The sequence below is a fragment of the Streptomyces sp. NPDC029044 genome (assembly GCF_040637495.1).
Taxonomy (GTDB): domain Bacteria; phylum Actinomycetota; class Actinomycetes; order Streptomycetales; family Streptomycetaceae; genus Streptomyces.
Window position 1 is genome coordinate 24,266 of record NZ_JBEZWN010000027.1, and the last position, 24,819, is coordinate 49,084.

Annotated in this window: 23 protein-coding genes, 1 tRNA gene and 3 pseudogenes; 17 read left to right on the forward strand and 10 right to left on the reverse strand. The window is 69.5% G+C overall.

All coding sequences use genetic code 11. The features are described 5' to 3' along the window. Positions 1 to 15: 15 nt before the first annotated feature. The 3 genes from AB0E85_RS21840 to AB0E85_RS21850 form a co-directional block, all read right to left on the reverse strand. Entirely contained in the window at positions 16 to 1,287 is a 1,272-nt protein-coding gene (locus AB0E85_RS21840) for an ATP-binding protein (RefSeq protein WP_361929613.1), read from the reverse strand. Further along, entirely contained in the window at positions 1,284 to 2,045 is a 762-nt protein-coding gene (locus AB0E85_RS21845; RefSeq protein WP_361929616.1) for a hypothetical protein, read from the reverse strand. Before AB0E85_RS21845 ends, AB0E85_RS21840 begins: the two co-directional genes overlap by 4 nt. Positions 2,046 to 2,186: 141 nt before the next feature. Then, complete coding sequence (locus AB0E85_RS21850; RefSeq protein ID WP_229856394.1) at positions 2,187 to 2,690, reverse strand: dual specificity protein phosphatase family protein; 504 nt, start codon at positions 2,688 to 2,690, stop codon at positions 2,187 to 2,189. 119 nt (positions 2,691 to 2,809) lie between these two features. Here AB0E85_RS21850 and AB0E85_RS21855 point away from each other — a divergent pair, with 119 nt between their 5' ends. Next, on the forward strand, positions 2,810 to 3,613 hold the full coding sequence (locus AB0E85_RS21855; protein WP_361929619.1) for a nuclease-related domain-containing protein: 804 nt from the start codon (positions 2,810 to 2,812) through the stop codon (positions 3,611 to 3,613). 254 nt (positions 3,614 to 3,867) lie between these two features. On the opposite strand, the gene ligD is transcribed toward AB0E85_RS21855, so the two are convergent. Beyond that, positions 3,868 to 4,749, reverse strand: coding sequence for a non-homologous end-joining DNA ligase (ligD, locus tag AB0E85_RS21860; protein ID WP_361929622.1), 882 nt, complete (start codon positions 4,747 to 4,749; stop codon positions 3,868 to 3,870). A 54-nt stretch (positions 4,750 to 4,803) separates the two neighbouring features. Here ligD and AB0E85_RS21865 point away from each other — a divergent pair, with 54 nt between their 5' ends. Together AB0E85_RS21865 and AB0E85_RS21870 are read left to right on the forward strand one after the other, a co-directional pair. Next, positions 4,804 to 5,844, forward strand: coding sequence for a Ku protein (locus tag AB0E85_RS21865; RefSeq protein WP_361929768.1), 1,041 nt, complete (start codon positions 4,804 to 4,806; stop codon positions 5,842 to 5,844). 217 nt (positions 5,845 to 6,061) lie between these two features. Then, positions 6,062 to 6,343: pseudogene (locus tag AB0E85_RS21870) on the forward strand (MBL fold metallo-hydrolase); the annotation flags it as partial. Between the two features lie 16 nt (positions 6,344 to 6,359). Here the strand turns inward: AB0E85_RS21870 and AB0E85_RS21875 are convergent. Continuing rightward, complete coding sequence (locus AB0E85_RS21875; protein WP_361929625.1) at positions 6,360 to 6,833, reverse strand: Asp23/Gls24 family envelope stress response protein; 474 nt, start codon at positions 6,831 to 6,833, stop codon at positions 6,360 to 6,362. A 206-nt stretch (positions 6,834 to 7,039) separates the two neighbouring features. On the opposite strand from AB0E85_RS21875, the gene AB0E85_RS21880 reads away from it, so the two are divergent. Both AB0E85_RS21880 and AB0E85_RS21885 read left to right on the forward strand, forming a co-directional pair. Further along, complete coding sequence (locus AB0E85_RS21880) at positions 7,040 to 7,483, forward strand: hypothetical protein (RefSeq protein WP_361929628.1); 444 nt, start codon at positions 7,040 to 7,042, stop codon at positions 7,481 to 7,483. Between the two features lie 115 nt (positions 7,484 to 7,598). Beyond that, positions 7,599 to 8,204, forward strand: coding sequence for a dihydrofolate reductase family protein (locus tag AB0E85_RS21885; protein WP_361929631.1), 606 nt, complete (start codon positions 7,599 to 7,601; stop codon positions 8,202 to 8,204). Between the two features lie 217 nt (positions 8,205 to 8,421). Here AB0E85_RS21885 and AB0E85_RS21890 read toward each other — a convergent pair. Further along, positions 8,422 to 8,589, reverse strand: a pseudogene (locus tag AB0E85_RS21890) (CopG family transcriptional regulator); the annotation flags it as partial. A gap of 312 nt (positions 8,590 to 8,901) precedes the next feature. Here AB0E85_RS21890 and AB0E85_RS21895 point away from each other — a divergent pair. The 3 genes from AB0E85_RS21895 to AB0E85_RS21905 all read left to right on the forward strand — a co-directional run bounded on the left by AB0E85_RS21895 (position 8,902) and on the right by AB0E85_RS21905 (position 12,590). Continuing rightward, entirely contained in the window at positions 8,902 to 9,924 is a 1,023-nt protein-coding gene (locus AB0E85_RS21895; protein ID WP_361929634.1) for a hypothetical protein, read from the forward strand. Between the two features lie 252 nt (positions 9,925 to 10,176). Next, a complete protein-coding gene (locus tag AB0E85_RS21900) occupies positions 10,177 to 11,637 on the forward strand; it encodes an N-6 DNA methylase (protein ID WP_361929636.1) in 1,461 nt (486 codons plus the stop codon). Next, positions 11,634 to 12,590: a BsuBI/PstI family type II restriction endonuclease gene (locus tag AB0E85_RS21905; protein ID WP_361929639.1), complete on the forward strand. Its 957-nt coding sequence runs from the start codon at positions 11,634 to 11,636 to the stop codon at positions 12,588 to 12,590. Before AB0E85_RS21900 ends, AB0E85_RS21905 begins: the two co-directional genes overlap by 4 nt. Before the next feature lie 417 nt (positions 12,591 to 13,007). On the opposite strand, the pseudogene AB0E85_RS21910 reads toward AB0E85_RS21905, so the two are convergent. Together AB0E85_RS21910 and AB0E85_RS21915 are read right to left on the reverse strand one after the other, a co-directional pair. After that, a pseudogene (locus tag AB0E85_RS21910) lies at positions 13,008 to 13,132 on the reverse strand (IS5/IS1182 family transposase); the annotation flags it as partial. A gap of 98 nt (positions 13,133 to 13,230) precedes the next feature. Further along, positions 13,231 to 13,719, reverse strand: a complete 489-nt coding sequence (locus AB0E85_RS21915; protein ID WP_361929646.1) for a hypothetical protein — start codon at positions 13,717 to 13,719, stop codon at positions 13,231 to 13,233. 139 nt (positions 13,720 to 13,858) lie between these two features. Between AB0E85_RS21915 and AB0E85_RS21920 the strand changes: the two genes are divergently transcribed. Continuing rightward, complete coding sequence (locus AB0E85_RS21920) at positions 13,859 to 14,050, forward strand: hypothetical protein (protein ID WP_361929649.1); 192 nt, start codon at positions 13,859 to 13,861, stop codon at positions 14,048 to 14,050. After that, the gene (locus AB0E85_RS21925) at positions 14,050 to 14,241 is read left to right on the forward strand and encodes a mobile element transfer protein (RefSeq protein WP_361929652.1); all 192 of its coding nucleotides are present in this window, start codon (positions 14,050 to 14,052) and stop codon (positions 14,239 to 14,241) included. The genes AB0E85_RS21920 and AB0E85_RS21925 overlap by 1 nt, the downstream gene beginning before the upstream one ends. Positions 14,242 to 14,247: 6 nt before the next feature. On the opposite strand, the gene AB0E85_RS21930 is transcribed toward AB0E85_RS21925, so the two are convergent. Together AB0E85_RS21930 and AB0E85_RS21935 are read right to left on the reverse strand one after the other, a co-directional pair. Further along, positions 14,248 to 14,913 carry a hypothetical protein gene (locus AB0E85_RS21930; RefSeq protein ID WP_361929654.1) on the reverse strand — a complete coding sequence of 222 codons (666 nt, stop codon included), beginning with the start codon at positions 14,911 to 14,913 and terminating at the stop codon, positions 14,248 to 14,250. 240 nt (positions 14,914 to 15,153) lie between these two features. Beyond that, positions 15,154 to 15,225 (reverse strand) — tRNA-Arg (locus AB0E85_RS21935). 115 nt (positions 15,226 to 15,340) lie between these two features. Here AB0E85_RS21935 and AB0E85_RS21940 point away from each other — a divergent pair. From AB0E85_RS21940 to rho, 7 genes are all read left to right on the forward strand, one after another. Continuing rightward, positions 15,341 to 15,874 (forward strand): response regulator, encoded by a 534-nt coding sequence (locus AB0E85_RS21940; protein ID WP_361929657.1) that lies wholly within the window; start codon positions 15,341 to 15,343, stop codon positions 15,872 to 15,874. A 103-nt stretch (positions 15,875 to 15,977) separates the two neighbouring features. Then, complete coding sequence (nrtL, locus tag AB0E85_RS21945; RefSeq protein ID WP_361929660.1) at positions 15,978 to 17,021, forward strand: ArgS-related anticodon-binding protein NrtL; 1,044 nt, start codon at positions 15,978 to 15,980, stop codon at positions 17,019 to 17,021. 16 nt (positions 17,022 to 17,037) lie between these two features. After that, a complete protein-coding gene (gene lysA, locus AB0E85_RS21950; protein ID WP_361929663.1) occupies positions 17,038 to 18,429 on the forward strand; it encodes a diaminopimelate decarboxylase in 1,392 nt (463 codons plus the stop codon). 165 nt (positions 18,430 to 18,594) lie between these two features. Continuing rightward, positions 18,595 to 19,887 carry a homoserine dehydrogenase gene (locus AB0E85_RS21955; protein WP_361929665.1) on the forward strand — a complete coding sequence of 431 codons (1,293 nt, stop codon included), beginning with the start codon at positions 18,595 to 18,597 and terminating at the stop codon, positions 19,885 to 19,887. A gap of 6 nt (positions 19,888 to 19,893) precedes the next feature. After that, positions 19,894 to 20,952 (forward strand): threonine synthase, encoded by a 1,059-nt coding sequence (gene thrC, locus AB0E85_RS21960; RefSeq protein ID WP_361929667.1) that lies wholly within the window; start codon positions 19,894 to 19,896, stop codon positions 20,950 to 20,952. Between the two features lie 361 nt (positions 20,953 to 21,313). Then, positions 21,314 to 22,243, forward strand: coding sequence for a homoserine kinase (gene thrB, locus AB0E85_RS21965; RefSeq protein WP_361929670.1), 930 nt, complete (start codon positions 21,314 to 21,316; stop codon positions 22,241 to 22,243). A 402-nt stretch (positions 22,244 to 22,645) separates the two neighbouring features. Then, the gene (rho, locus tag AB0E85_RS21970; RefSeq protein ID WP_361929672.1) at positions 22,646 to 24,700 is read left to right on the forward strand and encodes a transcription termination factor Rho; all 2,055 of its coding nucleotides are present in this window, start codon (positions 22,646 to 22,648) and stop codon (positions 24,698 to 24,700) included. Positions 24,701 to 24,819 lie beyond the last annotated feature (119 nt).

The following is a 24,819-nucleotide window of genomic DNA, read 5'->3' on the forward strand; positions in this document are numbered from 1 at the left end:
ACGTGCCCCGGGCCCTCACTCCGCCGCCAGCTTCAGGGTGGCCACCGCCCCGCCCTCCGGCGCGTTCGCGAACTCCAGCCGCGCCCCCAGCACCTCGGCCTGACCCAGCGCGATGGTCAGCCCCAGCCCGTGCCCCCGCGTACCGCCCTCCGTGCGGAACCGCTGCGGCCCGTGGGCGACCAGGTACGCGGGGAACCCGTCCCCGTGGTCGCGAACGGTCACCACCGGACCGTCCACGGTCAGTACCACCGGCCCCCGCCCGTGCTTGTGCGCGTTCGCGACGAGGTTGCCCAGCACCCGCTCCAGCCGCCGCCGGTCGGTCTCCACGGACACGTCCCGCACGACCCTGACCTCCGTGCCGTTCTCCGCCGCCCGCACCACCCGCTCGGCCAGCGGCCCCACCTGCTCGGTGTCCAGCTCCACCCGCTCCCGGCCGGTGTCCAGCCGGGAGATCTCCAGCAGGTCCTCGGTGAGGGTGCGCAGCGCCGCCACCCGGTCGCGGACCAGTTCCGTCGGGCGGCCCGGCGGCAGCAGCTCGGCCGCCGCGTGCAGCCCGATGAGCGGCGTGCGCAGCTCATGCGCGACATCGGCCGTGAACCGCTGCTCGGCGAGCAGCTTGCCCTGGAGCGAGGCCGCCATGGAGTCGAGCGCGGCGGCGACCGCGGCCACCTCGTCCTGCGGGCCGGCCTTCGTGCGCGGGCCCGTGCGCGAAGGCCCGCGGGGGCCGGTGCGGGGGTCGTTCACGCGCGCGTCCAGATCGCCCGCGCTGATCCGCCGCGCGACCAGTGCCGTGGTGTGCAGCCGCCGGGTCACCCGCGTCACCGCGAACGCCCCCACCAGCAGCGTCGCCCCGATCGCCAGGCCCGACGACCACAGGATCGCCCGGTCCAGGCCCTCGATCGTGCGGGCCTGCTGCGAGTAGTCGACCGCGACGGCCAGGGCCCGCCCGCCGTCGGCGGGGCCCGCCGCCCACATCGTGGGGCGTCCCTCCCGTTCGGCGACCATCGTGCCGCGGTCCCCGGCCACCGCCAGGTCCCGCAGCGGCCCGGGCAGCTCCGGCGGATCCACCCCGGCGCCCCGCCGCAGCGTGTCCCCGGCCTCGTACCGCTCCGTCGCCTGCGTCAGCCGCTGAAGCGCCTGGTCGCGGGCCTGGCCGACGGTCTGGTTCGTCACCTGTACGTGCACCAGGACGCCGAGCAGAGCCGCCAGAGCGCAGCACATCACCGTGATGAAGGCGGCGGCCTTCGCGGCGAGCGTTCCGGACCACGGGGGCAGCGCGGGCCTCATCCGCCGCTCACGGGGGCAGAGCCGGACGCGGAGGCGGACGGGGCGGCGGTGGGGGAGCCCGACGGCTGCCGGGAGTGCTTGCGCGGGCCCGTACGCAGCATCTCGTCGTGGGTGAGGAGCATGGCCCGCTGGTCCCGGTCCCAGGTCCACTGCAAGCGGTACTCGTAGCCGGCGACCTCCGACGGCGAGCGGATCACCAGGGAGCGTCCGGCCAGCTCGACACCGCTGAGCGCGTCCTCCCAGGCCATCACCTGCACCAGCCGGTGCTTCTCCACGGTGTAGACGCGGACCGCGGTCGTCTTGCCGGGCAGCAGCGGGAAGCCCAGCGTCAGGTCGTCGCGCCCGTCGCCGGTCAGGTCCCGGTAGTACGGCCTGAGCACCGGGCACCGCCCGTGCCCCGGCCCCTTCGCGCACTCGGCCATCCTGCGCTCCGTGTCCCGGTAGGGCGCCTTGCCGCCGTCGTACTCACCGGGGTGCCGGGCGATCTCGGCCCGGACGATCCCGACCGGGTCCACCCGGCGGATGTCGTCGCCGGGGACCTTCACCCCCTTGACCACCTCGGTGTTCACCTCGCCGATCTCGAAGGCCGGGCTGGACGCCGGGGTCAGCTCCGGCCAGAGCCGGGCCGGCCCCTGCGCCGTCGGGGTCGACCCCGCGCCCTCCAGACCCCCGGCGTCCCCGCAGCCCACGGCGGCGGCCAGCAGGAGGGCGACGACGGCGAGGCGACGGGCGGCCTGTCCGGGGCGGCTGAAGGGCACTGCACTCCTGGCGTTCGTGGGCGATCACACGGGCGGACGCGACCGTCGGCCGCGTACACCTTATTCGTGGGGAAGTCCCATTTGCGCGAGAGGGCAGCCGGACGTGTGCGCCCCCGGGCGCGAAGCCGTACGGGTGCCGGGCTACTCGGCGAGCTCCTCCAGCAGCCGGGCCGTGGCCAGCCCGGCCCGCAGGTACTCGACGAACAGGTCGTTGTGCAGCGCCCAGGGCGAGCGGCGGTCCCGGATCAGCCGGATCGCCGCCTCGGCGGAGCTGCCCTGGCGCATCAGCGCGTGCGCGACGACCAGACCGGAGCGGTTGTACCCGTGGTAACAGCGGACGAGAACCCTGCGGCCCTCGCTCATCGCCTCGCACGCCGCCTCGGCCAGCCGGATCACCCCGGCGAGCTGCGTCCCGTCCAGAGGGCCGTCGGGGATGGGCCACACATGGTGGCGGACGCCGGGATCGGGCCCGTGCCCCGGCAGCCGCAGCAGCGTCTGCACGAGGTCGAACTCGTTCCGTACGACGGCGAACTCCAGGTGCCCCAAGGCCCCCGTGTACTCGTGACCGCCCATCCAGAGCCCGGGGACGACCTCGCTCCACGGGCTCTCCGGCGCGGGCACGTCGGGTTTACTGCGGGTACGCAACGGCGCCTCCCCACGATCATCGCCCGAGGGTCCGCGGGCAGGCCCAACTCCTCTCCAAGGTAACCGGGTTCTTGCCCCCGCAGCACCCCGCCTGTTCCCATGGACTGGGGTGATGGTGCATGAACGGACTGCGCGTCATACCGACCTGGCATCACGGCCGGGAACGGCTGTACGTCTGTCTCCCGGACGGCAGGAACATCGCCTGGTACGACCGTGAGGCCGCCCGGGTGAACCTGCTCGGCCCGGACCGCGAGGACGACGTCCTGCGGGCCCTCGGCCCCTTCATCACCGGCACCGTCACCGTCGGGCCACCCCCGGTGCCGACCCCGGCCGAACTGGCCCGCCTCGCCCTCCACCCCGACGACGACCTGGCCCCCAACCGCCCCGGCGAGGCCCTCCTCGTCGCCCTCGACCGCGACCCCGGCCCCACCCACCGGCTGCGCCCCGACCCGCGCCGCCGGGCCCTGGCCGCCGAGCAGACGGTCGGTGACGCCCTCGACCGCCTCGACGGCGCGGGCTGGCACGCCCTGCACTCTGTGCCACTCCCCGGTGGCGACCGCATCCACCACCTGCTGATCGGCCCCGGCGGCCTCTACGCCGTCCACACCCTCCACGCCCGCAGGCAGCGCGTCCGCATCGCCGACCCCATGATCACCCTGGGCCGCCGCGCCCCGTACCCCCTCCTGCGCCGCGTCCGCTCCGACGCCGACCGCGCCTCCTACGCCCTGACGGCGGAGGTCCGCCCGGTGCTCGCCCTGGTGGACCCGGCGACGCTGTCGGTCCCGACCGCTCCCCGGGAGGTCCACGTCCTGACGGCCGCGGAGGTGGAGGGCCTGTCCCGGCGGGGCGGCGTCCTGAAACCGGCGGACGTGGAGGCCCTGCACGCGATGGCCCGCGACCGGACCACGTGGGCGCGGGTGTGAGGGAAGCGACCGGGGACGGCCGGGCCGGCCGCGGCACCTGACCACGGCAGGCCCGTGGGAGCCCGGCGGGTCCGTCGGAGCCCGCGGCCGGCCGCGGCACCTGACCACGCTCGGCCCGTGGGAGCCCGGCAGGCCCGTCGGAGCCCGGCAGGCCCGTCGAAGCTCGGCCGTCCCGTGGGAGCCCGGTGGGCCCGTCGAAACTCGGCCGTTCCATGGGAGCCCGGCGGGCCCGTCGGAGCCCGGCAGGCGTCCGGCTACGGGAGCGTCCCGGCCGTGTCCGTGTCCAGCAGGGGAGCCAGCAGGTCGCCGTAGTCCTGCACCCGCGGGGCGATGTCGACCGCACGGAAGTCCAGCAGGCCCGGCGCCCGGCACTCCTCGACCTCCTCCCAGGTCACCGGGGCCGAGACGGCCGGCTCGGTGCGGGCCCGGAGGGTGTAGGGGGTCGCCGTCGTCTTGCGGGCGGCATTCTGGCTCCAGTCGACGAAGACCTTCCCCGGACGCAGGCTCCTGGTCATCCGGTGCAGCGCCAGGCGGGGCATGGCCTTCTCCGCCTCGACGGCGAGTGCCTTGGCGTACTCGGACACCCGCTCGGAGGACGCCCCCCGCACGGCGGCCAGCAGGTGCAGCCCCTTCGAGCCGGAGGTCTTGGCGTAGGCCTCGATGCCGTCGCGCGCGAGCCGCGCCCGCAGCCACAGCGCGACCTCGCAGCACTGCACGATGCTCGCCGGAGCCCCGGGGTCCAGGTCGAACACGATCCGGTCGGCCTCGTCCGGCGTGCCGACGAGCCACTGGTGGGTGTGGAACTCGGCCACGAGGTTCGCCGACCACATCAGGCTCGGCAGATCCTGCACCAGGACCATCCGCGAGGGCCCCTCGACCCGTGGCACCTCGGCGGTGGTGACCCACTCGGGCGTACCCGGCGGCACGTTCTTCGTGAAGAACACCTGCCCGTCCGGGCCGTCCGGATACCGCAGGAAGGACACCGCCCGGTCCCGCAGATGGGGCAGGAGGACCTCGGCGACGGTCGCGTAGTAGTGCAGCACCTCGCCCTTGGTGAAGCCCGTGGCGGGATACAGCACCTTCTCCAGATTGCTGAGAGCGAGCCGTCGCCCCTCCACCACTGTGATAGGCGCCATACGATAAGAATCCCACGCAAACTGTGATGAACACTCCCGAGCGTGACCGGAAGGGTGCAGCACGTGAGATCCATATGGAACGGCGCCATCTCGTTCGGCCTGGTCAGCATTCCGATCAAGCTGGTGAACGCCACCGAGAGCCACTCGATCTCCTTCCGCCAGATCCACACCGAGGACGGCGGCCGCATCCGCTACCGCAAATTCTGCGAACTGGAGGACCGCGAGGTCACCCAGGGGGAGATCGGCAAGGGCTACGAGGACGCGGACGGCACGATCATCCCGATCACCGAGGAGGACCTGTCCAGCCTGCCCATCCCGACGGCGAAGACGATCGAGATCGTCGCCTTCGTCCCGGCGGACCGGATCGACCCGCTCCAGATGGACGCCGCGTACTACCTCCAGGCGAGCGGCGCCCCGGCGGCGAAGCCGTACACGCTGCTGCGCGAGGCCCTGAAGCGCAGCAACAAGGTGGCGATCGCGAAGTTCGCCCTGCGCGGGCGCGAGCGCCTGGGCATGCTCAGGGTCGTCGGCGAGGCCATCGCCATGCACGGCCTGCTCTGGCCGGACGAGGTCCGCGCCCCCGAGGGCCTGGCCCCCGACACCGACGTCAAGGTCCGCGACCAGGAACTGGACCTGGCCGACGCCCTGATGGACACCCTGGGCGAAGTCGACCTGGAGGACCTGCACGACGAGTACCGCGAGGCGGTGGAGGAGGTCATCGCCGCGAAGGCCGCCGGCGAGGCTCCGCCGCAGGCCCCGGAACCGGCCACGGGCGGCAAGGTCCTGGACCTGATGGCGGCCCTGGAGAGCAGCGTCCGCGCGGCCCGCGAGTCCCGGGGCGAGGACGCCGAGCACGCCGAGGTCAAGTCGCTCCCGCAGCGCAAGACGACCCGCGCGGCCCCCAAGCAGACCGGCGGCAAGAAGTCGACGTCCACAGCGAAGAAGACGGCGGCCAAGAAGACCACGGCGGCGAAGAAGTCGACGGCCAAGTCGGGCCAGGGCCAGGGCCAGGGGACGACCAAGAAGACGGCGTCGAAGAGCACCGCCAAGAAGACGACGGCGAAGAAGTCGACCCCGCGCAAACGCTCGGCCTGACCCATTCCGGGGCGGGTACTCCCTCGCGGCGACGGCTGTCCCCAGAGGGAGTATGCGGTCCCCGGGGGGAGATGGCTGCCCCCAGGGCGAGACGGCTGTCCCCACGGGGCGACCGGAGAGCGCCCATGCCTCAGCCCACGAACGACCACGACCGCCACCGGTACCCACCGGCACCCCACCGGCGACGCGATCGACATCCACTTCATCGGACGCTTCCCGGCCGCCCGATCTCGCCGTCCTCCACCTGGGCGGCACGCGCCTGCCCGGGGGCTTCGTCGTCACGATGGACGGCACCCGGGGGGTCGAACTCGCCCGTCGTCTCGACCCCCGGCTCGTGCTGCCCGTGCACTACGGGGACTACACGGTGATGCGCTCGCCGCTGTCCGCGTTCCTGGCCGGGACCGACGCCGTCGGCATCATTGACCGGATCGTCCACTGCGGCCACGGCGAGCACGTGCGCGTGCCGTGCGACCCCGGGGCGGCCCCGGAGGTCTACTGACCCCCGCCTCCGGCCCTCAGGCCACCCGCCTGCCCTCCTGCTGCTCGGACTCGTCCTCCTCCTCGTCGGGCAGATGGACATCGTCGACGGCGATGTTGACCTCCACGACCTCCAGGCCCGTCATCCGCTCCACCGCGTTGACGACGTTGGTCCGGACGTCCGCCGCGGTGTCGGCGATAGCGGCGCCGTACTCGACGACCACATCGAGATCGACGGCGGCCTGGCGCTCACCGACCTCGACCTTCACCCCCTGGGTGACCCCACTGCCCCCGCCCGGCACCCGCTGACGCACGGCCCCGAAGGCCCTGGTCATTCCTCCGCCGAGGTTGTGCACCTCGGGAATCTCCCGGGCCGCCATGCCCGCGATCTTCGCGACGACCGTGTCCGCGATGGCGGTGTTCCCGCGGGTGCCGGGAGCGCCCTTACCGCCCTGCGATGTCGCCCCGTCCTGCCGGCCCGCTGTGGTCCTGCGCTGAGTGGTCTCCGTCATGACCGTCACCTCGATGATCGGTGAGGGGATGAGCAGCGTCGTTCCTCTCCACGGTAGAACAATGGTGCGTATGGGGCGAAAGTGGTGCCCTGTTCCTTCGCGTGCTTCACCCTCCCCGGGTGAGGCAGCCCGCGTCCCGCCGCGAGCAGGCTGAGAACGGCAGGACGTTGGCGGTGGGGGGCGACAGGGGAAGCGAGGGAGCCGGCATGACCACCACACACCCGGACAGCGCCCGCACGTCGATGCGGGAATGGGCCACCGGTGTGACCGTCTTCGCCGCCATCATGCTCATGATCGGCGGCATTCTCGACGTCATGCGCGGCATCGCGGAGATCGCCGCGGACGACATCTTCGTCTCGACGCGGAACTACGTCTTCGCGTTCGACCTCACGGCCTGGGGCTGGATCCACCTCACCCTGGGCGTGATCGCCTTCGTTGTCAGCTTCGGCCTGTTCATGGGGTCGACATGGGCCCGCGTCCTGGGCGTCGCCATCGCCGGCCTGGTCATCATCGCCCACTTCCTGTCGCTGCCGTACTACCCGGTCTGGTCGGTCGTCATGATCACCGTCTCGGGCTTCATCATCTGGGCCCTGTGCGCGATGAGAAAGGACGACGTGTTCGTCCCGTTCGAGAGGCCGCCGGGCATGTGAGACACAACGGCGAGAAGGCGCGAGCCGGGGAACTCTCGTCAAACCACGGCGCGGCCGATGAGTTTGTGGCTCCGGGCCGGTCCAAGCTCGTGACACTCTCGGAAAGGACACCGCCATGTCGGAGCTTCTCGTCGACTTCATCACCTCCCTCGACGGCTACGCATCGGGAGAGGGATGGCCCGGGTTCTGGGGCCTCGAGGGCCCGGAGTACCTCGCATGGCTCGGCGAGCAGCCCGCGGCCACCTACCTGATGGGAGCGAACACCTACCGTCTGATGTCGGGCTTCGCCGCAGGCGAGGTCCCGAAGGGCCAAGACGAGTTCCGGCCCGAAGAAGAGGCATCCGTCGACGAACTCACACAGGCGTCCAAGGTGGTGTTCTCCTCCTCACTGGAGGAGCCACTGACGTGGGCCAACTCCACACTCGTCCGCGACGACGCTGTCGAGGCGGTCCGCGCCATGAAGTCGAACGGCTCGGGGCTGCTCAGCACGATCGGCAGCCTCAGCCTGTGCCGTTCCCTGCTGCGCGCCGGACTCGTCGACCGCTTCCGGGTCGTGATGTTCCCGGTGATCACCGGAGCCACGGGCGAGGAACGCATCTACGACGGCTATCCGGACGTTGCCCTCGAGATGACCGAGCACCGCACCTTCGACGGCCGCATCCAACTGGTCGAGTACAGGCCCCGCGTACTGGAGCACCCGCCTCTCGGCGCCCCCGCGTGACGTCGCCCCGTCCGCCGGCTGGGACGGCCGCGGAGCAAGACCCCACAGGGGGCGAACGGCCAACGCCAGGACGCCCAGCCCATCCTCGCAGTACGACGAGGCTGACGCTGCATCAGGACAGGATGCTGGTCGGAGACCGGGCCGGGAGCGGCGAGGGCCGTGGCGCTGACCATTCCGTCGACAGCTTGCTTGTGGCCGTCCAACCAGCGTCCGCGTCGGCCTTGTGGAGCTGGTCGCGGAAAGTCTGGATCTCCTCGTCCGCGACGGGCCCGTGTTGGGCCTCAGCAGCCTGGATGAGCTCGTTCAGATTGCCGCGTCCGATCTGACGGGCCACGGCGACGGCCACGTAGGCGGACAGCCCCCAGGGGCCGCCGCGGGCCTTGGCGTCCCCAGATCAGCGTTCCAGGGCGTCGGGCGACACGGCAAAGCTGGGCCCATGCAGTTCTGCCAGGCACAAGGAAGGCGCTGATCTGCATTTCTACAGTTCAGCGCCTTGATCCGGAGTGCCCCCGGCAGGATTCGAACCTGCGCACACGGCTCCGGAGGGCGCTTCGGCTATCTGCGTTCACCCTGGTCACGGCGGTTCCAGGGCCCCGGAGTCGCCTTCCTGTCCACAGATAGTCCACAACCCCTGACGCCTCAGTGCATGCTCCCTGTTAGGTTGATCGCCCGGTCGGGTCAACATGGAGGGGGGGCCGTGGAGTTCCACGGTTCAGAGGTGCCATTTGCGCGCGCAGTCGAGAAGAAGTTGCTGGGGGTCGAGGTCGTCAATGTTGAGCAGCTGCTTGCGCTGAACGAGCGCCAGCTTCGGTTGTTGCCCGGGATCGGACCGAGCACCATATCGCACATCGTCTCGGTGCTGGAGGAGGCAGGACTATCTCTAGCTGCCGACCCATACGCGGCGTATGAATGTGCCCGCCATTCAGAGGTTGCCCGAGACGCCGAACTACGGGCCTACTTCTTGTGTAACTCGTGTAGAGACGCTTACGCCCACCGCGCCTTCGGCGATCGGAGACCGGAGTGGGTTTCGAGGGAGCAGATCGACGGATACTGCGGCCATTGTAATGAATTCCGAGAAGTGCGCCTCTCACAGTGGTTTCTTTGCGGTACCTGTGATCGTGTCGTGCGGTCGATCGGGCGGGGCATTGCATCCGCCAAATTTGTTGAATCGGAGTGGGCGGCCAAATTCCGGGAGACGCCGGAGTTGTCACTTCGGGAAATTGATCCGGTTGAGTTGCGCCCTCGGGGGCAGCGGTCAGACGCGGATCGGGTGGCGATAGCCGATTTTGTGGCCAATTACGTGTCAGGTAAGGCCGCGCTGGGGATCGAACTGAAAAGCGGCCGCAGTGCACTTGCTGGAGGCGGCATAGGGAGTCCCATGTCTCAGTTTCAACTCGACACAACCGACTGCGATGACATAACGGCAGCCGCAGCAGTGTTGAACGCCCCAATTTTCTTGGTCCACGCCCAGGTCATCGGTCGAGCGCACGCACCGACAGAACGGTATGTAGGAGTGGGGTTGTGGTTCGCCCGGCCGTGGGACATGCTTCAGCACTGCGAATCTGTCCGAAGACGTCCACGCGAAACGAGAGATGCTGCTTACTTCAAGACCGATATGTTTCGCCCCTTCACAGAGTTTCCTGCTTATATGAAGAACCAATTTCCTTACGATTTGGAATCCGTGCAACGCGATGGCTTTCCTGTCCTGTATCGGCGCTGACTTGAGTGATGCACGGCCGCAGTAGTTCATTGTGTCGGTTGCTATCAGGGCACGGCCTCAACCTCGCAATTTCACAGACAGGTCAGCAGCAGCTACAGGCAATCCTGGCTCGCAGGTTGGTGAACTGCCCCCGCGGCTCAGAAGCTGCCGCAGGTCATCAGCCGTCCGATCGAGCTCGGGTCCGTCCAGTGACGCCGCATAGATTTCCCCCAACGACTTCGTGAGGGGGCGCCCCGTGAGAGAATCACCGCCGTGAAACTGATCGAGAACACCGAGGCACGACGGGTGGAGGCGCTCAGTGTCCTTGCCCCTGCGACCCAGGCCGCACTGGGGCAGTTCTTCACCCCTGCACCAGCCGCCGCCCTGATCGCCTCAATGCCTCGCCTGGACGCGCTGAGTAACACTGTGCGTGTTCTGGACCCCGGCGCCGGGGTCGGCTCGCTGACCGCCGCACTGGTGGCCCGACTGCACGAAGAGCGCCCCGGCGTGGACGTTCACGTCGTTGCTGTGGAGACCGACCCACAGGTCGTGCCCTACCTGCGAACCACGCTCAAGGAATGCAGGGACACCTACGGCACCACTTTCGACCTTGTGCAGGGCGACTACCTCACCGACGATGACGCACTCATCGACGGGCCGTTCGACCTTGTCGTCGCCAACCCGCCCTATGGAAAGCTCGCTGCAGGCAGCCTGCACCGTACGCGCATTGCGCAGCATCTGGTTGATACCAGCAACATCTACACAGCCTTCTGGGCCAGGGCGACAGCAGCCCTCGCCCCCGGCGGCCAGATCGCAATCATCGTTCCCCGCTCGTGGGCCAACGGCACCTACCATCGCGCCTTTCGTCAGTGGGTACTCGATCGCACCTGCCTCGACCTCCTACACGTCTTCGAGAGCCGCAACACAGTGTTCGCCGACACCGGCGTCCTCCAGGAAAACGTCATCGTGGTTGGCACACGGGGCGACCAGCAGCCACAGGTTGTCCTGTCGGCGTCGATTGCGCACGACGACGCCCCGCTCCGCCGCACCGTCCCGTTCGACGCCGTAGTCCTGCCCGGGGACCGCGAGCGGTTTGTCCGCTTCGATGATTCCGCTGTCGTGCCGCCGGCCGTCTCATTCACCTTGGCCGACCTGGGCCTGGGCGTCAGCACGGGCAAGGTCGTCGACTTTCGCAACCGCGAGCACTTGACCGAAGACCTCGGCGCCGACGGTGTCGTGCCGATGGTCTATCAGGCCAACGTTCGCGGCGGAGAGATCGAGTGGCCACAGCGCCCCGCAAAGAAGCCGCAGGGCTTCTCTCCCAGCACCGAGGCTGCCCGCAAACTGCTCCTGCCCGAAGGGCACTACGTCGTCATCAAGCGCTTCTCCGCGAAGGAGGAAAAGCGGCGCGTGGTCGCGGGCGTTTGGAAGCACGAGGGCCCGGTTGCCCTGGACAACAAGACCAACTACCTGCACGAGAAGAAGGGGCCTCTCGACCCTCAGCTCGCGCACGGGCTGATGCTCTGGCTGAACTCCTCGACGCTCGACGCGATCTTCCGCACCTTCTCCGGGCACACCCAGGTCAATGCTGGGGACGTCAGGACGCTCCCCTTCCCCTCACGTGACGACCTGGTGCGTTTGGCACAGAACGCGCCGGAATGGCTCCCGGAGCAGTCGAAACTCGATGCCCTCGTGGCTGACTTGTTCCCCGGTGTCGTAGGCTCAATAGAGTGATTAGCGCTTTACGAGCATCCGTCGACAACGCCAGCACCCTCCTGCAAGCCTTCGGCTTCGACAAGGTCCGCTGCAATAGCAGGTCTGCCCTGACGGCCCTCGTGCTGCTCGGCCTGGAGCCCGGCGAGCCGTGGGACAGGGCGACCAACCCGCGTCTAGGCGTCACGGAAGTCATGGGCGTCATCGCGGAGAAGTGGGGGAAGGAGTACGCCCCGAACACGCGCGAGACCTTCCGCAAGCAGACGCTCCATCAGTTCGTCGACGCGGGGTTCGCTGAGCACAACTCCGATGCTCCCGAAGGGCGCGCGGTCAACTCCTCCAAGAACAATTACCGGATCGCTCCGGCTGCTCTGTCCGTAGTGCGTCTCTTCGGCACTCGGGGATTCCAAGATGCCCTCGACGCCTGGGTAGCCGGAGCTCCCACCCAGCAGGCCGCTTACAAGGCCACCCGCGAGATGCAGATGCTCCCGGTCACGCTGCCCGATGGCTCACTGTTCCGTCTCTCTCCCGGTGGCCAGAACCCCCTGATCCGGAACATGGTCGAGGAGTTCTGCCCTCGCTTCGCCCCCGGCGGACAGGTGCTCTACCTGGGGGACGCCAAGGACCACCGCTACGACATCCGCCAAGACGACGTCTTCGCACGTCTCGGGCTGGCTTTCGACGAGCACGGCAAGAACCCGGACCTCGTGGTCTACGACGAGCAGCGAAGTTGGCTTTTCCTGATGGAGGCCGTGACTTCTCACGGACCGATCGACTTCGGACGGCGTGAGCACCTGAAAAACCTCTTCGCGACGGACAAGGCAGGGCTGGTGTTCGTGAACTGCTTCCCGGACCGTGCCACGATGCGTAAATGGCTGGCCGACCTCGCATGGGAGACTGAGGCCTGGGTGGCTGACGCGCCTGACCACCTGATCCACCTGAACGGCTCTCGATTCCTCGGCCCCTATGAATAAGCCTTATCAGCTCGCGCTCTTATTGTTGGGACTTTGCCGGCCTTCTTCTCGCGGGCCTGGATGCTCTGTTGGCACGGTACGAGGCTGCGTTGAACGAGACGAGGCTCCGCGGCCGTACTGAGCTGTTGGACCATCAGCTTGGGAAGCATGCGATCATCCGAGGCCTGTCCGGGCAATGACCTGGGGAGACGCCCTGGCTGCCGCATCTTCTGGACGGCTTTCACCGTGATTCCCCGCTGTTCCCCGCCTCATCTGGTGCGCTTGTGGTGCGGCCCGCCCGGAGCCCGGCTGTGACGGACTGACCGTACGTGTAGGCGCGTTGGCAGGCGCATCAGAGATGGCGCTTGGACGCTCTGACCAGTCGACTGATCTCGTCGCGGGTCTTCACCCTGCGCTGGTCCAGTTCGGTCCTGCTGTCCCGGCGAGTGTTGTTGGTCAGGAACACGCAACCGCCCGGGATGCAGGTGGTGTCGTTCGGGAGGGGGTGGCAGCAACGGGGCCACCCGCTCCCACAGGTCGTCCGGAACAAGATCAGCACGCACTCGGACACCTTGCCGACCGAGATCGTCGAGGACAAGACCTGCGGCATCTCATCGCGACTTGCACGCAGAGTCTGGCGTCAGTTAGCCAGATCGAGCGCTCAGCCTGAGGTGCCCTCCAGCGGAAGGTGGTCTCGGAAGTACTCCGACTCCAACCACTCCTCCTTCACGAAGAGCGGACGGGTCAGGCGCGCTGCCCCGACCTGCTGCGAGCGCAGAAGAACCCCCAGATCAGTCAGGGAAAGCGAGTCATCAGGCGTGTAGAGCAGACAGTTCCCATGCTCCGCAGCGTGGTCCAGCAGGAACTGCCGGCCCTGCTCCTGATCGCTTCCCGCCAGCGGGAAGCCAGACAGGAAGACCTGCGGACCGGTGACCGCATCCAGAGCAACACAGGCGAGCTTGCCCGCGTCGTAGAACGCTTTCATCCCAGCCGGGAAGTCCTCCTGCGCAAACGGACCGCCAGCCCGTTCCTGCGGTCCAGGGACCAAAAGCGCCTGGGCGACCTCGGCTGGAGACATCCCGAACTGCAACGGACCCACACCGGTTCCCGACCGCAGCTCCCAGCACTCCCGCTCCGCATCCACGCCCATCCATCCACTCCTACGTTCCGACCGGTCCGGACCAAGCCGCCCGCACAAGGCCATGGGCCAAGGTGCCAACTCAGCTGTACAAGTGCCAACAGGATTGCTGCTATCGGCCGGAGTCATTCTGAAACGATCAGTTACTCCCTTGCGCCCGTCCACGCTCCGCGCGCTGAAGCGCGCCGCCGAGCTGACCCGACAGAACCGTCGGACCGAAGCCGTGCTGATAGCCGAACCGGTGATCCTCGCCGCCGACAGCTACGAGGGCGACGAGATCTTGCGCTGGCTGGCCGACCACGTCACCGATTTCACCGGCGAGACCCACAAGGAGATGCCCTGATGTCCGCCAACCGCCGTTTCCGCCACGTCCTCCGCATCGGCCCCGTCCAGGTCGGCACCTACTACGACGGCCGGGGCCGCGAGAAGCACTCCGCCGCCTGCACGGCTCCGCGCTGCGGCTTCTCCACCGACTACGACAGCCGCGCCGCCGCCGAGCTGGCCGCGCGCACCCACCGCTGCCGCGTCCGCTGAGGAGTTTCAGCTCGTCGGGTAGCCGATCTCGGCGATGTCCTCCGAGAGATCCGCTAGGACGATTTTCGGGTTCAACGCGCGGACGACTTCCTCGGTCAGCGGGCGAGAAGAGAAGACGTGACGAACGGCCTCCAGATCGACCGGGATTTCGTAGTAGTCCTCGGCCCATCGTTGAAACGTTTCCGGCGAGCGATCCACCAACCGCTGGAAGAGGTATCTGGCACCGTCCGGATCCTCCGTTGCCGAATCGGGAAAATCGATCGCTCCCGCCTTCCAGCGGTCGTCGGCTGTCTCCCGCCAGATACAGGCCGTGACGATGGGCATCGCGTCTTCGTCCGAGAACGCCGGCTCCTCGACATACGGCCGGAAGACCTCAGGGACCTCGTCGAGCACTCCGGGCCATGGGCCGTCTTCCGCATAGGGGCTCATGGGCGATTCATGATCGAATCCCCGCACGTAGACGCCGGCGGGTGAGAAAACAACGGAGTATTCGTCGCCCGATCCGTTCCGCATCGAGGCCATCGACTCCGTCTCGGACCAGTGGTCGTCGAACGAGTGGTGGCGGCTCTCCCACTCAGGGCTCAGGACTGCCTCCAGGACGGCCATGGAACGGCAGTGCTCACGGAGGACTGTTATCTCAGGCAGGTGTCGAGCAACGTCATGAACGGTCACCCGCTCATCCAAGCGCACGCATCTGACACGTCAGGCTCCTGCCCGACGTGTCACTGTCGCACCGAACTTGAAGACCGTGGACAGTACGACTCACCTGGGGCAACGCTTCAAGATCCCGTCCACGCCTCGTCCACAGACCCCGGCATACGGCCGCTCCGAGCGGCACACGCCTGCACATACGCGAAGACCCCGTCCCAGCGAAAGCGCTGATGGCGGGGTCTTTGGGCACCTCATGCAAGGTGCCCCCGGCAGGATTCGAACCTGCGCACACGGCTCCGGAGGCCGTTGCTCTATCCCCTGAGCTACGGGGGCGTGTTCGTCGCGTTGCTCGCGGCGACGGGTAGAACACTACCAGCTCCCTCGGGGTGGTCATGAACGGGTTTTGGCTGTCGGGGGCGGGGGTGTCGGTCGCTCGTGCGGGGTGGAAGTGGGGAAAACCCGGACGCGGTGGCGGGGGCCGACCTACTCTCGAGTTGTGCCAGGCGCGTCGGGCCGGGTGCTTGTTGTGGACGACAACAAGGTCATCCGGCAGTTGATCAGGGTCAACCTCGAGCTGGAGGGGCTGGAGGTCGTGACCGCGGCCGATGGTGCCGAGTGTCTTGATGTCGTGCATCAGGTGCGGCCCGATGTCGTGACCCTCGATGTCGTCATGCCCCGTCTGGACGGGATCCGGACGGCCGCTCGCCTCCGGGCCGATCCGCGCACCCGCGACCTGCCCCTCGCCATCGTCAGCGCCTGCGGGGATCACGAGGTCGAGGCCGGACTCGAAGCCGGCGTCGACGCCTTCCTCGCCAAGCCCTTCGAGCCCGCCGAACTGGTCCGTATGGTCCGGCAGTTGGTCGAGCGGGCCATGAGTGAGGGCCGGCAGCGCGGTGGCGCCCGGGCGAACGATCACGCGGAGGATCACGCGAGGGCAGCCGAGGAGCAGGCCAAGGAAGTGGATCTGCCCGCCGTGCCGTAGGCGGGTGACTCGGGCGCAGCGCTGAACAGGCGCCGCGTCCACATCCCGGACCGTACGGAAACCGGCTCGCATACCCACCCCCTTCCTCCCATACGCTTGTCCCGTGACCCCCGCCGAGCTCTCCCGCACCGTGCTGCACGCCGTGCGCCGCGCTGTCGACGAGGGTGAGCTCAGCGTGACCGTTCCGGAGCGGGCCGTGGTCGCTCCACCGGGGCCCGGGGGCTGCGGCGACTACGCCACCAACATCGCCCTCCAGCTGGCCCGCGCGGCCGGGCGGCCGCCGCGTGACGTGGCCGAGGTGCTGCGGGCGCGGCTTCTCGACGAGCAGCGGTTCGCCGACGTCGTGGTCACCGGACCCGGCTTCCTCAACGTCAGCCTGCGCGGCACCGCCTCCGCCGGGCTCGTCGAGGAGATCCTGCGGCGCGGGCGGCGGTACGGGCACGCGACGACCGGGACCGTCGGGAGCGTCGTCCGCCTCTCGTGCCCGGCCGAGGTGCGTGCCGTCGTGGTCGCGGACGCCCTGGCCCGCGTGCTGCGCAGCCAGGGTGACGTCGCCCATGTCGAGTGCGAGGGCCGGCCCGCCCGGGAGTGGGAGTCCGTCCTCGGGGCGGACGTCACCGCCCGGGGGCCGCGCACAGCCGACCGGCACGTCACCGTCCGCCCCGTGCCCGCCCCGGCCGACCCGCTGCCGCTCGGCCGGGACGCCGGACGCTGGGCGCTGCTGCACCCCGCCGCCCACGACCGGCCCCGGATCCCCGGCGACCACCTCGTCCAGCGGGAGGGCAACCCTCTCTTCCGCGTCCGGTACGTCCACGCCCGCACCCGGGCTCTCCTGCGCAACGCCGCCGACCTCGGCTTCCACCCCGAGCCCGGTCCCGTGAGCGAAGCGGACGCGCTGACCGCCGTACTCGGCGACCACCCCCGCGTCGTCGCCGCCACCGCCGCGCAGCACACCCCCGACCGCCTGGCCCGGCACCTCGTCACCGTCGCCGATGCCGCGATGCCCCTGCTCCCCGCCGTGCTGCCCCTCGGTGAGGAGAAACCCTCGGCCGCCCACCGTGCCCGGCTCGCGCTCGCCGAAGCCGCCGGGACGGTGCTGGCCGGCGGCCTGTCCCTGCTCGGCATCGACGCTCCCGACCATCTCTGAGAGACACGAACAGATCATGAGCCGTTCCGCACACCCCGCCGGGCCCCGTCACGCCGATGTCCTTCCCGAGGGCCACTACTCCGCCCCGCCCGCCGACCTCAACGCGCTGGACCCCAAGGTGTGGGCCCAGACCGTGACGCGTGACGAGGACGGGGTCGTGACCGTCGGAGGCATCCCCGTCACCCGGCTCGCCGAGGAGTACGGCACCCCCGCGTACATCCTCGACGAGGCCGACTTCCGGGCCCGGGCGCGGGCCTGGCGCACCGCCTTCGGGGCCGACGCCGACGTCTTCTACGCGGGCAAGGCGTTCCTGTCCCGCGCCGTCGTGCGCTGGCTCCACGAGGAGGGGCTGAACGTCGACGTCTGCTCCGGCGGCGAGCTGGCCACCGCCCTGTCCGCCGGCATGCCCGCCGACCGCATCGCCTTCCACGGCAACAACAAGTCGGTCGACGAGATCACCCGTGCGATCGAGGCCGGAGTCGGGCACATCGTCCTCGACTCCTTCCAGGAGATCGTCCGCGTCGCGCACATCGCGCAGGGCATGGGCAAGCGGCAGAAGGTCCTCATCCGCATCACCGTCGGCGTCGAGGCCCACACCCACGAGTTCATCGCCACGGCCCACGAGGACCAGAAGTTCGGCATCCCGCTGGCCGGCGGGCAGGCCGCGGAGGCCGTGCGCCGGGCCCTGCAACTCGACGGTCTCGAGCTGGTCGGCATCCACAGCCACATCGGGTCGCAGATCTTCGACATGTCCGGGTTCGAGGTCGCCGCGCACCGGGTCGTCTCGCTGCTGAAGGCCGTCCGTGACGAGCACGGTGTCGAGCTGCCCGAGATCGACCTCGGCGGCGGCCTCGGCATCGCGTACACCAGCGACGACGACCCCCGTGAGCCGCACGAGATCGCCAAGGCGCTGAGCGAGATCGTCACCCGGGAGTGCGATGCCGCCAAGCTGCGCACTCCTCGTATCTCCGTCGAGCCGGGGCGGGCCATCGTCGGCCCGACCGCCTTCACGCTCTACGAGGTCGGCACCATCAAGCCCCTCGACGGGCTGCGGACCTACGTCTCCGTCGACGGCGGCATGTCGGACAACATCCGCACCGCGCTGTACGACGCCGAGTACAGCGTCGCCCTGGTCTCCCGCACCTCCGACGCCGAGCCGATGCTCGCCCGGGTCGTGGGCAAGCACTGCGAGAGCGGGGACATCGTGGTCAAGGACGCGTTCCTGCCGTCCGACGTGGCACCGGGCGACCTCCTCGCCGTACCGGCCACCGGCGCGTACTGCCGGTCCATGGCCAGCAACTACAACCATGTGCTGCGCCCGCCGGTCGTCGCCGTCGACGGCGGTGAGGCTCGGGTGATCGTCCGTCGCGAGACCGAGGAGGACCTGCTGCGTCTCGACGTCGGCTGAACGACAAAAGGCCGAAAGCCGAAGCAAGCGGGCGGCGGAAGATCTCCTGTCTTTCGCCTCCGTGAAAATGAAATAGACATCTCACGATCCGGACCGGGGGCAGAAACTCCCGTCCGGTGAGTGAGACTGGTTCCACCGTAGACGGTAAAGAGGAAACGAGGTCGGATGATGCGTACGCGTCCGCTGAAGGTGGCGCTGCTGGGCTGTGGAGTGGTCGGCTCAGAGGTGGCGCGCATCATGACGACGCACGCCGACGACCTCACGGCCCGGATCGGGGCCCCGGTGGAGCTCGCGGGCGTGGCCGTTCGGCGGCCGGACCGGGTGCGTGAGGGCATCGCCCCCGAGCTGGTCACCACCGACGCCACCGCCCTGGTCAAGCGCGGCGACATCGACGTCGTGGTCGAGGTCATCGGCGGCATCGAGCCCGCGCGCAGCCTCATCACCACCGCCTTCGAGCACGGCGCCTCCGTCGTCTCCGCCAACAAGGCGCTGCTCGCCCAGGACGGGGCCGCCCTGCACGCCGTCGCCGAGCAGTACGGCAGGGACCTCTACTACGAGGCCGCCGTCGCCGGTGCCATCCCGCTGATCCGGCCGGTGCGCGAGTCCCTCGCCGGCGACAAGATCAACCGGGTGATGGGGATCGTCAACGGCACGACGAACTTCATCCTCGACAAGATGGACTCCACCGGCGCCGGCTACCAGGAGGCCCTCGACGAGGCCACCGCCCTGGGGTACGCGGAGGCCGATCCGACCGCCGACGTCGAGGGCTTCGACGCCGCGGCCAAAGCCGCGATCCTCGCCGGTATCGCCTTCCACACGCGGGTGCGCCTCGACGACGTCTACCGCGAGGGCATGACCGAGGTGACCGCGGCCGACTTCGCCTCCGCGAAGGAGATGGGCTGCACCATCAAACTGCTCGCCATCTGCGAGCGGGCCGAGGACGGGGCGTCCGTCACCGCGCGCGTGCACCCGGCCATGATCCCGCTGAGCCACCCGCTGGCCTCCGTCCGCGGCGCCTACAACGCCGTGTTCGTCGAGTCCGACGCCGCCGGGCAGCTCATGTTCTACGGCCCCGGAGCAGGGGGTGCCCCGACCGCCTCCGCCGTGCTCGGCGACCTCGTCGCGGTGTGCCGCAACCGGATCGGCGGCGCGACCGGACCGGGCGAGTCCGCCTACGCCGCGCTGCCGGTGTCCCCGATGGGCGACGTCGTCACGCGGTACCACATCAGCCTCGACGTGGCTGACAAACCGGGTGTTCTCGCCCAGGTGGCGACCGTCTTCGCCGAGCACGGAGTCTCGATCGATACGGTTCGCCAGTCGGGGAAGGACGGCGAGGCCTCCCTCGTCGTCGTCACGCACCGCGCGTCCGACGCCGCCCTCACCGGGACCGTCGAGGCGTTGCGCAAGCTCGACACCGTGCGTGGTGTCGCCAGCATCATGCGGGTTGAAGGAGAGTAACCAGCAATGACCCACCAGTGGCGCGGAATCATCGAGGAGTACCGGGACCGGCTGCCGGTATCCGACACCACGCCGGTCGTGACGCTGCGCGAGGGCGGCACGCCGCTCGTGCCCGCGCAGGTGCTCTCCGAGCGCACGGGCTGCGAGGTCCACCTCAAGGTGGAGGGCGCGAACCCGACCGGTTCCTTCAAGGACCGGGGCATGACCATGGCCATCACCCGGGCCAAGGAGGAGGGCGCGAAGGCCGTCATCTGCGCCTCCACCGGCAACACGTCGGCCTCCGCCGCCGCCTACGCCGTGCGGGCCGGGATGGTGTGCGCCGTGCTCGTGCCGACGGGCAAGATCGCGCTCGGCAAGATGGGCCAGGCCCTCGTGCACGGCGCGAAGATCCTCCAGGTCGACGGCAACTTCGACGACTGCCTCACCCTCGCGCGCGGCCTGAGCGACAACTACCCCGTCGCCCTGGTCAATTCGGTCAACCCGGTGCGTATCGAGGGTCAGAAGACGGCCGCTTTCGAGATCGTGGACATGCTCGGCGACGCGCCCGACATCCACGTCCTGCCGGTCGGCAACGCGGGCAACATCACGGCCTATTGGAAGGGCTACACGGAGTACGCCGCCGACGGCGTGGCGACCCGGAAGCCGCGGATGTGGGGCTTCCAGGCCTCCGGCAGCGCCCCGATCGTGCGCGGCGAGGTCGTCAAGGACCCCTCGACCATCGCCACCGCCATCCGCATCGGCAACCCGGCCTCGTGGCAGTACGCGCTCGCCGCGCGGGACGAGTCCGGCGGTTCCATCGACGAGGTGACGGACCGTGAGATCCTGCGCGCCTACCGGCTGTTGGCGTCCCAGGAGGGCGTCTTCGTCGAGCCGGCGTCCGCCGCGTCCGTCGCCGGTCTGCTGAAGGCCGCGGAGCAGGGCAAGGTCGACCCGGGGCAGCGGATCGTCTGCACCGTCACCGGCAACGGGCTGAAGGACCCCGACTGGGCCGTCGCCGGTGCCCCGCAGCCGGTCACCGTGCCGGTGGACTCCGCGGCAGCGGCGGAGCGCCTGGGTCTCGCCTGACGGCGCTCGAACCGGGCTGACGTGCGCCGATGCGCCGAGCGCCGGTGTTACGCCGGACACGTTCCGGCGTAAGACGGCGCCGGCCGGGGGAGATTCCCTACGGGGGGTGCACAGGGGGCTTACGACACGCATCGTGCGCCTCCTGTGCGCCCTATGTCGCCACAGAACCTTCCTTCGATAGGCTGTACTGAACCCGCCCGCCGCATATGCCTCCGCATGGAGCACCGTGCCGCGCCGTCTCCGCGGCCGGGACAGCCGCCGGCCAGCCCGGTCGGCAGCGGCCCCCAGGGTTCTCGTACGCCATCGAATGTCCACTGAACGTCATTCGACAATCACGCAGCTCAAGGAGAGTCATCGAGCGATGGCCGGTCCAGCGTTCCGCGCCGCCGCCGTCCGGGTGCGCGTCCCCGCCACCAGCGCCAATCTCGGCCCGGGCTTCGACGCCCTCGGCCTCGCGCTGGGCTTGTACGACGACGTGGTCGTCCGGGTGGCCGACTCCGGGCTGCACATCGACATCGCAGGTGAGGGAAGCGAGACGCTCCCGCGCGACGAGCAGCACCTTCTCGTACGGTCCCTGCGCACCGCATTCGACCTGCTCGGCGGACAGCCGCGCGGTCTGGAGATCGTCTGCGCCAACCGCATTCCGCACGGCCGGGGCCTCGGCTCCTCCTCGGCGGCCATCTGCGCGGGCATCGTCGCCGCCCGCGCCGTGACCATAGGGGCCGACGCGAAGCTCGACGACACCGCGCTGCTCGAACTCGCCACGGAGATCGAGGGCCACCCCGACAATGTCGCGGCGTGCCTGCTGGGCGGCTTCACGCTGTCCTGGATGGAGGGCGGAGCCGCCCGCGCGATCAGGATGAAGCCCGCGGATTCCATCGTTCCGGTGGTTTTCGTGCCCGGAAAGCCGGTTCTCACGGAAACCGCGCGCGGGCTGCTGCCGCGCTCCGTGCCGCACGTCGACGCGGCCGCCAACGCCGGCCGGGCCGCCCTGCTCGTCGAGGCCCTGACGCGCCGACCCGAACTGCTGCTGCCCGCCACCGAGGACCGCCTGCACCAGGAGTACCGCGCGCCGGCCATGCCCGAGAGCGCGGCACTGGTGGAGCGGTTGCGGGGTGACGGCATCCCCGCGGTCATCTCCGGGGCCGGACCGACGGTCATGGCACTGGCCGACGAGGACACCGCCGGCAAGGTCGAGGCCCTGGCGGGCGCGGACTGGGCGGCGAACCGGCTCCGCCTCGATCAGCAGGGCGCGAGCGTGCTGCCGCTCGCCGCCTCCGGAGACATCTGAAACCGCGCGGTTGCCGGATTTCGAGAGAGGGAATGTTTGTTGGATCCGGTAGTGTTAACCTCAAGTCTGCACCCGACCCCACCATGGCGAGGTGCCTCGTGTCCCCGTCCGGGACAGACATTCTTCCGGGAGCCCCCCAAGCCGCACTGTGTTCCGTACGTCGGACCGTACGCCGTACGAGGACACTGAGCGGGGCGCAGGGCACGCTCCGGAACCGGTGCTACCACGCCGCGTGACACTGACACTGGGTGCCACGACACAAGGAAGCGCCATCACCAGATTCCTCCGCCGCTTAGGCGGACCACCGCCCCGGCACGGTTCACACCACACGGACCGAAGCCGGACAGCACAACCGGTCGCCGAGCCAGACAGGCCGACGTCCGCTCCAGGGAAGGACCCTTCGTGAGCGACACCACCGATCTGATGGGCGCACGTGTCGAGGAGACCGCTGCCGCGCCCGCCACGGACGCCTCCGCGCCTGCCAGCGGTGCCGGCTCCCGGCGGCGCCGCGGTACCGGCCTCGAGGGCATGGTGCTGGCCGAGCTTCAGCAGGTCGCATCCGGCCTCGGCATCAGGGGCACGGCGCGTATGCGCAAGAGCCAGCTGATCGAGGTCATCAAGGAGGCGCAGGCGTCCGGCGGCGCCGCTCCGGCTGCCAAGGCCGACGCCCCCGCCGAGACCAAGCCCAAGCGCCGCGCCACCTCGCGGACCCGTACGGGCGACAACGCCGAGAAGGCGGAGAAGAAGGCGGACGCGAAGGAGGCCAAGGCCCCCGCGGACAAGGCCGAGAAGGCCGTGGCGCAGCAGCAGATCGAGATCCCCGGCCAGCCCGCCGGAGGCGCCTCCCGGTCGAGCGAGAACGAGCGCGCGGGAGACGACGCGCCCGAGCGCCGTCGCCGCCGGGCCACCGCCGAGGCCGGAGCCCCTGCTTCCGCCGGGGAGACCATCGTCGCCGAGGCGAAGACCGACACCAAGGCCGAGGCGCAGTCGCAGCAGCAGTCCCAGAACAACGAGGCCAAGTCCGAGTCCGGTGACGGCGAGGGCCGTCGTCGCGACCGCCGTGACCGCGACCGGGACCGCGGGCGTGACCGTGGCGACCGCCGCGGCGGCAAGGGCGACGACCAGCAGGGCGGCGGCCGCCAGGACCGCGGCCAGCAGCAGAACCAGCAGGGCGGCGGCCGCCAGGACCGTGGCCAGCAGGTGCAGCAGGACGACGACGACTTCGACGGTGGCCGTCGTGGCCGTCGCGGGCGCTACCGCGACCGCCGTGGCCGTCGCGGCCGTGACGACGTCCAGGAGCCGCAGATCACCGAGGACGACGTCCTGATCCCCGTCGCGGGCATCCTGGACATCCTCGACAACTACGCGTTCATCCGCACGTCCGGCTACCTGCCCGGCCCGAACGACGTGTACGTCTCCCTCGCCCAGGTCCGCAAGAACGGCCTGCGCAAGGGCGACCACATCACCGGTGCCGTGCGCCAGCCCAAGGAAGGCGAGCGGCGCGAGAAGTTCAACGCGCTGGTCCGCCTGGACTCCGTCAACGGCATGGCGCCCGAACACGGCCGCGGCCGCCCGGAGTTCAACAAGCTCACCCCGCTGTACCCGCAGGACCGCCTCCGCCTGGAGACGGACCCGGGCGTGCTCACCACCCGCATCATCGACCTCGTGTCGCCGATCGGTAAGGGCCAGCGCGGTCTGATCGTGGCCCCGCCGAAGACCGGCAAGACCATGATCATGCAGGCGATCGCCAACGCGATCACGCACAACAACCCCGAGTGCCACCTGATGGTCGTCCTCGTCGACGAGCGTCCGGAAGAGGTCACCGACATGCAGCGGTCGGTGAAGGGCGAGGTCATCTCCTCGACCTTCGACCGCCCGGCCGAGGACCACACCACCGTCGCCGAGCTCGCCATCGAGCGCGCCAAGCGCCTGGTGGAGCTGGGTCACGACGTGGTCGTGCTGCTCGACTCGATCACCCGTCTGGGCCGTGCGTACAACCTCGCCGCCCCGGCCTCCGGGCGCATCCTGTCCGGTGGTGTCGACTCCACCGCCCTGTACCCGCCGAAGCGCTTCTTCGGTGCGGCCCGCAACATCGAGGACGGCGGCTCGCTGACCATCCTCGCCACCGCCCTGGTGGACACCGGGTCCCGCATGGACGAGGTGATCTTCGAGGAGTTCAAGGGCACCGGCAACATGGAGCTCAAGCTCGACCGCAAGCTCGCCGACAAGCGCATCTTCCCGGCGGTGGACGTCGACGCGTCCGGTACCCGTAAGGAAGAGATCCTGCTCGGCAACGAGGAGCTCGCGGTCGTCTGGAAGCTGCGCCGGGTGCTGCACGCGCTCGACCAGCAGCAGGCGATCGAGCTGCTGCTCGACAAGATGAAGCAGACGAAGTCGAACGTCGAGTTCCTGATGCAGATCCAGAAGACCACCCCGACGCCGGGCAACGGCGACTGAGACGGTCGGCTGAGGTAAGGACTGCACGAAGAGGGTCGCTCCCGGACGGGGGCGGCCCTCTTTGTGCTGTTCGTGTGCGGGTAGGATCACGCTCTCTTCGAACTTGTGATCCCGAGGGG